We start from the raw sequence: 9,402 nt of genomic DNA on the forward strand, positions 1-9,402 counted from the left end.
TTCTCTTCGTGCACCCGGAGGGTTGTGTTTTCGCCCAGCCTCCTCTTGGCCGGGTGGTGGTGCTGTCCTTTGCGCGCCCCGCCAAGACGCGAGCCATCACCCACCGCATCGCCTACGGCGTGTGGACCGGGGCGCTGACCGCCCCCCGGGTGCTTGCGGTGACCTTCACCGCCCGTGCCGCCGGAGAGATGCGGACCCGGCTGCGGGCGCTGGGGGTTCCCGGTGTCCAGGCGCGCACCTTCCACGCCGCGGCGCTGCGCCAGCTGCAGTACTTCTGGCCGCAGACGATCGGCGGTCCACCCCCGCAGATCCTCGCGCACAAGGCGTCGGCGGTGGCGGAGGCCGCCGGCCGGCTGCGGCTGCGCCTGGACCGCACCGAGCTGCGCGACGTCGCCGCAGAGGTGGAATGGGCCAAGGTGGGCATGATCACCGCGGAGCGGTATCCGACGCTCGCCCGCGAGCTGCAGCGTCGACCGGCCGGCCTGGACGGCACCGCGATGGCTCGCCTGATGCAGACGTATGCAGAGATCACCGCCGAGCGGCACGTCATCGACTTCGAGGACGTGCTGTTACTCACGGTGGGTCTGCTGGCCGAGCACCCGCAGGTCGCGGAGGCCGTGCGCGGGCAGTACCGCCACTTCGTGGTCGATGAGTACCAGGACGTCAACCCGCTGCAGCAGCACCTGCTGGAGCTGTGGCTCGGGGACCGCGACGACGTGTGCGTGGTCGGCGACCCGGCGCAGACCATCTACTCCTTCACCGGGGCCTCCGCCGACCACCTGCGGGGCTTCGCCGAGCGCCACCCCGACGCGAGCACGGTCCGCCTGGTGCGCAACTACCGCAGCACCCCGCAGGTGGTGGCACTGGCCAACCTGGTGCTGCCCGGCGACGCGGGCCGGCTGCAGTCCCAGCAGGAGCCGGGGCCGCCCCCGGTGCTGACGGCATACCCGGACGACGGGGCCGAGGCCAAGGGTGTCGCCGCGGCGATCGGCCGGGTGATCGAGCAGGGGACGCCGGCCGGCGAGATCGCGGTGCTCTTCCGCACCAACGCCCAGTCCGAGGCCGTGGAGAGCGCCCTGGCCGACGCGGGCCTGCCCTACCTGGTCCGCGGTGGCGAGCGGTTCTTCTCCCGGGTCGAGGTCCGGCAGGCGATCCTGTTGCTGCGCGGCCAGGTGCACGCCCAGCAGAGCGTCACACCGCTGGTCGACCGGGTGCGCGACGTGCTCTCCGGCGCCGGCTGGGGGCCGCAGCCCCCGACCGGGACCGGAGCCACCCGGGAGCGCTGGGAGTCCCTGCAGGCGCTGGTCCACCTGGTCGACGACCTCGCGGCCCAGGATCCGGCCACGGGTCTTGGCGATGTCGTGGCCGAGCTGGACCGGCGTGCCGCCGAGCAGCACGCCCCGGCCGTGGAGGGGGTGACCCTGGCCTCACTGCATGCCGCCAAGGGGCTGGAGTGGACCCAGGTCTTCCTCATCGGGTGCAGCGAGGGGCTGCTGCCCATCTCGATGGCCGACACGCAGGCCCGGATCGCGGAGGAGCGGCGACTGCTCTACGTCGGCCTGACCCGCGCCCGCCAGGGGATCTGCCTCAGCTGGGCGCAGGCCCGCAGCTCCGGGGGCAGGGCCGGTCGCAAGCCCTCGCGGTTCCTGGCCCCGGCGGCCTCGATGCTGGGCTCGGGGGCGGGCGCTCCCGCGACGGAGCGGGAGGTCCAGGGCCGGCGGCGGAGCAGCAGGGCACGGACTCCACGGGTGTGCCGCACCTGCGGTGGCGACCTGATGGGCGCTGCCCAGCGCAAGGTCGGTCGCTGCGACCGCTGCCCGGCCACGTATGACGAGGCGACCTTCGAGCGGCTGCGGACCTGGCGGATCGAAACCGCGACGAGCGCCGGAGTGCCGGCCTTCGTGGTCTTCACGGACGCGACGCTCACGGCCATCGCCGAGCAGCGGCCACGTGACCTGGCTGCGCTGGCAGAGGTCAGCGGGGTCGGTGACCGCAAGCTCGAGCTCTACGGCGCGGCGGTGCTGGACATCATGGCCGGGACACCCGATGGCGAGCACGCGAGGCAGTCGAGATAAATGCATTGCACCCCTGCACGGGTGGGCGTACGCTCATTCGTGTCCAGCCCACAAGCCATGCGGCGGTGGGGGAGCAGGCAGCGTGAGAGGAGGGTGGAGACCGTGGAGACGATGAGCTACCTCAACGAGGCACGGCGCGATGGCGTGCGCGGCGGATCCACCCTCGGATTCGCCCGCTCCCGGCGCCTTCGGGTGGCGTGGATCGCCGGCAGCGACCACGACCCGATGTTTGCACCGTTCACCGACCCTGCCCCCGACGGGGCGCAGCGCCCGCGTGGCAGCTGGATCTCGATGCGGCTCTAGCCGAGCGAGACTCCCTTCCCACCGGCCGCGGAAGCCCCGTCCACCCAAGGACGCGGATCCGCGGCCGTTCTGTCTGCTCAGCCGGGCCAGCAACGCAGCCCGAGCCGGCGGCACTCGCGGATCCGTCCCTCATACCGGAGACCTCGATGACCACGCCGCAGCTCACCGCCCGCCCCCTCGCTCGCGCAGACCAGGAAGGATCCAGCGTGTCACCCCACGCGGTCGCCACCGACCGGCACCCGGCTCCGTCGGCCCTGCCGTGCCATGAGCATCCGCCCGACCTGTGGTTCGCCGAGCCTCCTGAGCAGGTCGAGGCCGCCAAGGCGCTCTGCCTGCCCTGCCCGCTGCGCGAGCAGTGCCTGGCCGGCGCGCTCGAGCGCAGCGAGCCGTGGGGCGTCTGGGGGGGTCAGCTCGTGCTCGCGGGTGTCGTGGTGCCCCGCAAGCGGCCTCGCGGACGCCCACGCAAGAGCTCGGTCGCGGCCTGACCGAGGCTTGGCGAGTGCGCGGGGCACAGCGGGTGCACGCTCCACCGGCGGGCGGTGATCGCGGGAGAGGGCAAGGCCATCTCCCAGGTCACCCCCGCCGGGACAGGGAGGTTATCCAGGTGGGCGCGGACCAGCATGGCCACCACACCGGCGAGCATCGTGGCCAGGGCAGGATCGGCGCAGACAGGAGCGTGCGCCTCGGGGCCCTGCGCGCTGAGCTGGCTCAGCAACCGCGGCCACCCCGCGTCCTGATCGCGGCGCAGCAGGTCCAGGCAGATCAGGCAGGGATCGCCCGGGCGGCCCGCCAACGGACCGACGAGGCCTCGCTCACCCCGGATCAGGACGGGTAGGTGCATCACCCCTGAGCCGGCCCAACACCTCGACTCGTGGGCAGGCACGGCGTCGGCGGCGACCAGCACCACGAGGTCAGGCGGTCGGCCGGCGAGGAAGGCCGGCTCGACCTGGCCTACTCCACAGCGGCGCAGCTGCCCACGCAGCAACGCAGGGACGGGCCCGGTGCCCTGCACGACGACACGGCCGGTGTGCCGCTCCCGGTCGACGTGGTCCGGCACGACCAGCCCATGTGCCCGGAACAGGTCCACCAGCTCGCTCAGACGCCCTGGGTCGACTCCCCACCGGGCACCGGAGCGGGTCAGTCCGGCTTCGGTGAGATGACCGCTCAGCGACACCAGCCAGGCGGCCTCGGTCTCACTCAGCCCGCCGAGAACGATGCCGCGGTCTGGGTCGAGCCCGAACTGGACCTCGTCGTCGCCACGGCGCACCGCCCGGGGGACGGGCTGTGGCCGATAGCCTGGAGAGGGCGCGCGGGGAGGTGGGTCGGGGCGCTCGGCAACCATTCGCCGAGACTGTCACCGGGGCACGCCCACCGCTGTGCGCTGTCCACAGGCCGGATTGCGACGCACGCGTGCCGGTGGCACGGGACGACGACAAAGTGGTCGGGCGGCGTTGCCACCCGACCACTGCGCCGTCGTTCACGGCATGTTCAGCTAGCGGCAGCCTTGCCCAGAATGCGGTTGAGGTTGGTGCCGCAGACCGGGCAGGTGCCTTTGGCCATCCGGCGGCCGTTGGTCTCGACGACTCGTCCCTCGGCCTCGCGCTTCTCCTTGCACTTCACGCAGTAGAACTCGCCCTGATAAGTCTCGTTGCTCTCCGCCATGGGTGTACCTCCTGGTCCGAGCCGGGCGGCTCTCACCCGGCGATGCGCGGGTCCCCGGGACCCGACCGTCGGGCCCACCATAGACGACGGCGTGCTCGGGAGGGCGATGAACCGCTCACCCCGGCCAGGGCGTGTCGGGCGCACCGCAGGACTCCGTGGGCCGGTCAGGCCGAGGGCCCGCCCTCCTGCCGCAGCATCTCCTCCAGCTCGGCGCTCAGTGCGCCGTCGGCGTCGTCGGAGACCGAGCCGCCACGGCGCTCCACGTAGCCCAACGGGTCGTCGAGGTCGGCAGCGGTGGGTGCAAGGTCAGGGTGTGCCCAGGACTCGTCGCGGACCTGGGGACCATGAGCGGACTCCACCGCGGACCACAGGTTTGCGGCGTCACGCAGCCGGCGTGGCCGCAGCTCCAGGCCCACCAGCGAGGCAAAGACCTTCTCGGCGGGGCCACCGCTGGCCCGGCGCCGCCGGACCGCCTCGGACAGCGCGGCCGCGTGCGGCAGGTGCGGGGTGGTGGCCCGCTCGCAGACCACGTCGACCCAGCCCTCGACAAGGGCCAGATAGGTCTCGAGCCGGGTCAACGCCGCCCGCTGTGCGGGACTGGGCTCCGGGGTGAACAACGATCCGGACAGCGCCTCCTGCAGGGCCTCGGGGTCCCCGGGGCTCGCCGAGCGGACTGCCTCCTCGACCGCGTCGGTGTCGATGCGGATGTCCCGGGCGTAGTCCTGCACGGACGCCAGCAGCTGTGGACCCAGCCAGGGCACTCCGGCGAACAACCGCACCCGCGCCGCCTCGCGCACGGCCAGGTAGAGGTGCACCTCGCCCGGGTCGACCTCCAGGCCCTCGGCGAAGGCGGCCACGTTGGCCGGGACCAGCGCGACCGTCTCGCCCGGCAACAGGGGCAGACCCACCTCGGTACCGCTGACGATCTCACCGGCCAGTGTGCCCACCGCCTGCCCGACCTGGGCACCGAACATCGCACCGCTCATCCGGCGCATCATCGGCTCCATCTGCCCCATGAGCGCAGCAGGGTTCATCCCCGGGGGCACCCCCGGCAGCGCGACGGGAGTGTCCTGGTCTGCGAGCTCGGCCAGCTGGTCGCGCATGGCTCCGGTCAGCGCGTCGCGGACCCCCTCGGCCACGGGGAGGGTGAGCGAACGCCATACGGGCAACGTCTGCTCGACCCACTCGGCCCGGCTCAGCGCGGTGCCGGTGCCCTCGGGCGGGGCCAGGTCGGTGACCGCGTCGAGCCAGAGGGTGGCCACCTGGACCACCTCTCGGACGTCGGTGTGAGTGCCCTGGCCCAACGAGGCGTCGCCCTGCTGGGCGACCACCGCGCGGGCCGTGTCGTGGGCCAGCTCCTCGTGGATCGGACCGTCATCGCTGCTGCTCATCATGGCCTGAACCTGAGCCTGCATCTGGCGCACCTGCTCGGGATCGAGGTCGCCCAGGCCCATCGACTGCAGGGCCTCGCGCATCTCCGGGGGCACCGAGCCGCCGAACAGGGAGGCGAGTGGATCGTCCTCCGGGGGCTCGTCCGGGCGTCGGTCGGGGTTCGACACGGCTGGGGGTCCTTCCTCATCGGGTGGTGCATCCGCAGGACGGTGCTGACAGGATGGGTCCTACACCCAGACAACCACAAGGAGGGCCCGTGAGTTCCCACGTCGGTCCGACCTTCCCCGGAACCCGGGTAGGGGCAGCGCGGGTGGCGGTCACTCGGGCGGCCTCGCCGGTGGGTCAGGTGCTGGCCTGCGAGCTCGCCCGTGCGGGAGACCGCATGGTCGGCCTCGACGACCGCTCCGGCACGGCCGGTGACGTGGACTGGCGGCTCACCGACATCGTCTCCCCGTCGGTGGTCACCGCGCTGGGGGACATCGACGCCCTGGTGCACCTCGCCTACGACGCCGACCTGGCGCGCGCGCTCGCCGAGCCGCCGGCTGCCCGGCGGGCCCGGCTGATCCGGGAGATGCAGACCCTGACCACCGCCGCCGCAGCTGCCGGCGTCGCGCACCTGGTGGTGATCACCAGCGCCATGGTCTTCGGCGCCCGGGAGGACAACCCGGTGCCGCTGCCGGAGGACGCAGCGCGGGTCGCCGACGATGCGGAGGGCATCGTCGCCGACCTGGTCGAGGTGGAGCACCTGGTCGCGGTCGCGCGCGATGTGCACCCCGGCCTTCGGGTGACCTCGGTGCGTCCTGCCGCGCTCGTGGGACCGCAGGTGGACACCATCATCTCCCGGCACTTCGAGGCGCCCCGGCTGCTGACCCTGCGGGGGCGCACGCCCGCGTGGCAGTTCTGTCACATCGAGGACCTGGCCACCGCGGTCTCCATGGTGATCCGTGGCGAGCTCGGCGACGTCGTCGGGGTGGGCGCCGACGGAAGCCTGACCCAGCAGGAGGTCGAGGAGATCTCCGGGATGCGCCACGTGGAGCTCGCGCCGGCCGCGGCCGAGGGTGCCGCGGAGCGGCTGCACCGGCTCGGCGTCATCCCTGTGCCGGCCACCGACCTGGCCTACGTCTGCTACCCGTGGGTCGTCTCGACCGACTCGCTCACCGCGCGGGGGTGGTACCCCGCATACGACAACCCGACGTGCCTGAGCATCCTGCTCGAGACGGTGAGCGGTCGGCACGCCGTGATGTCGCGCCGGGTGGAGCGTCGCGACGCCGCGATCGGCGCGGCCGGTGCCGCCAGCGCTGCGGTCGCCGTGGCTGCCACGGCGGCCCTGATGCGCCGCCGCCGCAAGCGATGAGGGAGCGCCGTCGGCGACTCCCAGCGGGCGTCCAGGTCGGATGACCGATGATGATGGGGTGAGCACGTCGAGCGTCCCGGTCCTGGCGCAGGTCCAGGGTGAGCCGTTGTCCCTCGACGCCGCCCTGGCAGCGGTGCGCGATCGGCACGCCGGCGCGGTGGTCGCGTTCGTCGGCACGGTCCGCGACCACGACGGCGGCCGCGACGGCGTCACCTCGCTGACCTACTCCGCCCATCCCCGTGCCGCGGAGATCCTGCGTGCCGTCGCCGAGCGCACGGCGGCACTGCCGGGAGTATGCGGGGTCGCCGCGGTCCACCGGGAGGGCGAGCTGGCGGTGGGCGATCTCGCCGTGCTCTGCGTCGTGTCGGCGCGGCACCGCGCCGAGGCCTTCGCCGGTGCTCGCGGGCTCATCGAGGAGCTGAAGGCGCAGGTGCCGATCTGGAAGGACCAGGCATTCGCCGACGGGGAGCACGAGTGGGTCGGGCTGTGAGCGGGTCCGAACGGGCCGAGTCGCCCGCCCCTCGGCCGGCGCACACCGCAATCTCGGTGCGAGCGGGGCTCGCTCTGGTCCTGGTGGTGCTCGGAGTCTCCGCCGTGGCCCTGCTGCACCTGGTCGAGGTCCCCAAGGTGATCTACCGGCCCGGCCCTGCCTACGACACGCTCGGGGAGCTCAACGGTCATCCGGTCGTCATGGTCGATGGCGCGCAGACCTACCCCACCTCCGGCAGCCTGGACTTCACGACGATCACGCTCAGCGGGGGTCCGCGCTTCCCGGTCAGCGCGTGGGACTGGCTCGCTGCCCTGGTGGACCCCACGACCGCCGTGCAGGACGAGGAGGACGTGTTCCCCCCGGATGTCTCGGCCGAGCAGATCCGCGAGCAGAACGTCGAGCTGATGCAGAACTCCCAGCAGGGTGCGGCCGTGGTGGCACTGCGGGCACTCGGCGAGACGGTGCCGGAGCAGGTCAAGGTCGCCCAGGTCATCGTGGACGCCCCTGCCGACGGCGTGCTGCGGGTCGACGACGAGGTGCGCAGCGTCGACGGTCAGGACATCGCCACCCCCGACGACGTGCGGGACGTGCTGCAGGGCTTCGACCCCGGTGACGAGGTGTCCTTCGAGCTCGTCCGCGACGGCGAGCAGCGGAGCATCGACGTGCCCACCGGCGAGGGCGACGCGCCCGAGGGGGAGTCCGAGGGACCCACCATCATCGGGGTCTACCTCGCCTCCGACTTCGAGCTGCCCTACGAGGTCACCATCGATGCGGGCAACGTCGGTGGGCCCTCGGCGGGGCTGATGTTCAGCCTGGCGCTCTACGACACCCTGACTCCCGGGGAGCTCACCGGGGGGCAGGAGATCGCCGGGACCGGCGCGATCACCTCGGAGGGCACGGTCTTGCCGATCGGTGGCATCCAGCAGAAGATGATCGGTGCGGACCGGGCCGGGGCGGACTACTTCCTGGCCCCCGCCGACAACTGCGGCGAGGTCGTCGGTCACGAGCCCGACGGGATGACGGTCGCCAGCGTGCAGGACTTCGCGCAGGCCCGCGAGGTGGTGGAGGCGCTGGCCTCCGGAGAGACCGACGGCCTGCCGACCTGCGAGGTCTCCTAGCGCGCTGGCGCCGCCGGCGGACCCGGATCCTCCAGGGTCAGGGCGAGGGCATGCAGCAGACCGGGGGAGATGTCCTTACCGACGGCCACCGCGTCGTCGTGGTCGTGCGCCCGCTGCCGCAGCAGACAGATCGACTCTCCCTCCCGAGTGACGGCGACCAGCAGCCGCACGTCCTGACGGCCCGGGTGGCCAGCTAGCTGGGCGGCCGCCGCGTCCGGGTCCTGCGGCAGGTCGCGTTCGGCCTCGGGGGGCACGACCAGGCGCTCCACCGACAGCGCGGCACCGTCGACCTCCGCGGGCCAGGCCACCCGCGCGAGCATGGACTCCAGGTCGGCGGTGCGGGGGAGACCCTCCTGCTCGACCGCGGTGAAGCCTCGCGGGTCGGCGTCCCGGAGCTGCTCACCCATAGCCGGCTCCCGGCGCAGCAGCTCGGCGGTCCGGACCAGCGCGAACAGCCGCGCAGGCTGGTCCCAGCCCGCGCGGCCGACATGACGCTCCGTGTCTGCAGCAGCCGCAACCAAGGGCGACGGCGGGGGTGGCGGAGGGGACGAGGGCAGGGTCGGGATCTGGTCGGACACCCCCGAATCGTCTCACCGGTGTCCACCGGCGTGGCCCCGCCCTTCTGGCGGGACACGCCGGTCGCGGCCCTGTCAGGATCGTCGGCTACGTTGTGGCCCCAGCACGCATCCGGCATACCCCCTCGGGGTGGGCGAGTTCACAGTCACAGGAGCAGGTCTGCAGTGAGTCAGGACGACGGGACCCCGCCCCGGAGCGACGACCCTCGCGACGAGGACCCTCGCGACGAGGACCCTCGCGAGCAGGACCCTCGCGAGCAGGACCCTCGCGACGACGACCTCGGTGCGGACCGGTCGGGTGAAGGACCTCTCGGCAGCTCGGCGTCATCCGGCGACCCGACCGGTGCCTTCGGCCCCAGCGGAGTGCCCGGCCCCACCGGTGGCGACACTGCCGGTGGCGTGGGCGGTGGCCGCCTACCCCCCCCCCCCCCCC

At 73.0% G+C, this 9,402-nt stretch carries 11 protein-coding genes; 7 read left to right on the forward strand and 4 right to left on the reverse strand.

What is annotated here, in order from left to right:
• Positions 1 to 8: 8 nt before the first annotated feature.
• The 3 genes from ACR2FV_RS09935 to ACR2FV_RS09945 all read left to right on the forward strand — a co-directional run bounded on the left by ACR2FV_RS09935 (position 9) and on the right by ACR2FV_RS09945 (position 2,863).
• Positions 9 to 2,075, forward strand: coding sequence for an ATP-dependent DNA helicase UvrD2 (locus ACR2FV_RS09935; RefSeq protein ID WP_434015547.1), 2,067 nt, complete (start codon positions 9 to 11; stop codon positions 2,073 to 2,075).
• 102 nt (positions 2,076 to 2,177) lie between these two features.
• Positions 2,178 to 2,378 (forward strand): hypothetical protein, encoded by a 201-nt coding sequence (locus ACR2FV_RS09940; RefSeq protein WP_434015537.1) that lies wholly within the window; start codon positions 2,178 to 2,180, stop codon positions 2,376 to 2,378.
• 146 nt (positions 2,379 to 2,524) lie between these two features.
• The gene (locus ACR2FV_RS09945) at positions 2,525 to 2,863 is read left to right on the forward strand and encodes a WhiB family transcriptional regulator (RefSeq protein ID WP_434015538.1); all 339 of its coding nucleotides are present in this window, start codon (positions 2,525 to 2,527) and stop codon (positions 2,861 to 2,863) included.
• Here ACR2FV_RS09945 and ACR2FV_RS09950 read toward each other — a convergent pair.
• The 3 genes from ACR2FV_RS09950 to ACR2FV_RS09960 form a co-directional block, all read right to left on the reverse strand.
• On the reverse strand, positions 2,785 to 3,720 hold the full coding sequence (locus tag ACR2FV_RS09950; protein ID WP_434015539.1) for a hypothetical protein: 936 nt from the start codon (positions 3,718 to 3,720) through the stop codon (positions 2,785 to 2,787). The two genes, ACR2FV_RS09945 and ACR2FV_RS09950, sit on opposite strands and share 79 nt — an antisense overlap.
• Positions 3,721 to 3,866: 146 nt before the next feature.
• Positions 3,867 to 4,040 (reverse strand): DUF5679 domain-containing protein, encoded by a 174-nt coding sequence (locus ACR2FV_RS09955; RefSeq protein WP_434015540.1) that lies wholly within the window; start codon positions 4,038 to 4,040, stop codon positions 3,867 to 3,869.
• A gap of 164 nt (positions 4,041 to 4,204) precedes the next feature.
• On the reverse strand, positions 4,205 to 5,599 hold the full coding sequence (locus ACR2FV_RS09960; protein WP_434015541.1) for a zinc-dependent metalloprotease: 1,395 nt from the start codon (positions 5,597 to 5,599) through the stop codon (positions 4,205 to 4,207).
• Positions 5,600 to 5,688: 89 nt separating this feature from the next.
• On the opposite strand from ACR2FV_RS09960, the gene ACR2FV_RS09965 reads away from it, so the two are divergent.
• Genes ACR2FV_RS09965 through ACR2FV_RS09975 form a run of 3 tightly spaced genes read left to right on the forward strand, consistent with a single transcriptional unit; the run spans position 5,689 to position 8,394 of the window.
• Positions 5,689 to 6,786, forward strand: coding sequence for an NAD-dependent epimerase/dehydratase family protein (locus tag ACR2FV_RS09965; protein WP_434015542.1), 1,098 nt, complete (start codon positions 5,689 to 5,691; stop codon positions 6,784 to 6,786).
• 58 nt (positions 6,787 to 6,844) lie between these two features.
• The gene (locus ACR2FV_RS09970; RefSeq protein ID WP_434015543.1) at positions 6,845 to 7,276 is read left to right on the forward strand and encodes a molybdenum cofactor biosynthesis protein MoaE; all 432 of its coding nucleotides are present in this window, start codon (positions 6,845 to 6,847) and stop codon (positions 7,274 to 7,276) included.
• Positions 7,273 to 8,394: a YlbL family protein gene (locus ACR2FV_RS09975; protein ID WP_434015544.1), complete on the forward strand. Its 1,122-nt coding sequence runs from the start codon at positions 7,273 to 7,275 to the stop codon at positions 8,392 to 8,394. Before ACR2FV_RS09970 ends, ACR2FV_RS09975 begins: the two co-directional genes overlap by 4 nt.
• Here ACR2FV_RS09975 and ACR2FV_RS09980 read toward each other — a convergent pair.
• Positions 8,391 to 8,972 (reverse strand): PPA1309 family protein, encoded by a 582-nt coding sequence (locus tag ACR2FV_RS09980; RefSeq protein ID WP_434015545.1) that lies wholly within the window; start codon positions 8,970 to 8,972, stop codon positions 8,391 to 8,393. The two genes, ACR2FV_RS09975 and ACR2FV_RS09980, sit on opposite strands and share 4 nt — an antisense overlap.
• Positions 8,973 to 9,134: 162 nt before the next feature.
• Between ACR2FV_RS09980 and ACR2FV_RS09985 the strand changes: the two genes are divergently transcribed.
• Positions 9,135 to 9,402, forward strand: a 268-nt coding sequence (locus ACR2FV_RS09985; protein WP_434015546.1) for a hypothetical protein, incomplete at its 3' end; no start/stop codon positions are given.

Origin of the sequence: Ornithinimicrobium sp. (genome assembly GCF_051004135.1) — a bacterium.
GTDB lineage: Bacteria > Actinomycetota > Actinomycetes > Actinomycetales > Dermatophilaceae > Ornithinicoccus.

Coding starts and splice junctions, on each gene's coding strand:
- ACR2FV_RS09945 (WP_434015538.1), top strand. CDS start 2,525: ATGACCACGCCGCAGCTCACCGCCCGCCCCCTCGCTCGCGCAGACCAG.
- ACR2FV_RS09950 (WP_434015539.1), bottom strand. CDS start 3,720: ATGGTTGCCGAGCGCCCCGACCCACCTCCCCGCGCGCCCTCTCCAGGC.
- ACR2FV_RS09955 (WP_434015540.1), bottom strand. CDS start 4,040: ATGGCGGAGAGCAACGAGACTTATCAGGGCGAGTTCTACTGCGTGAAG.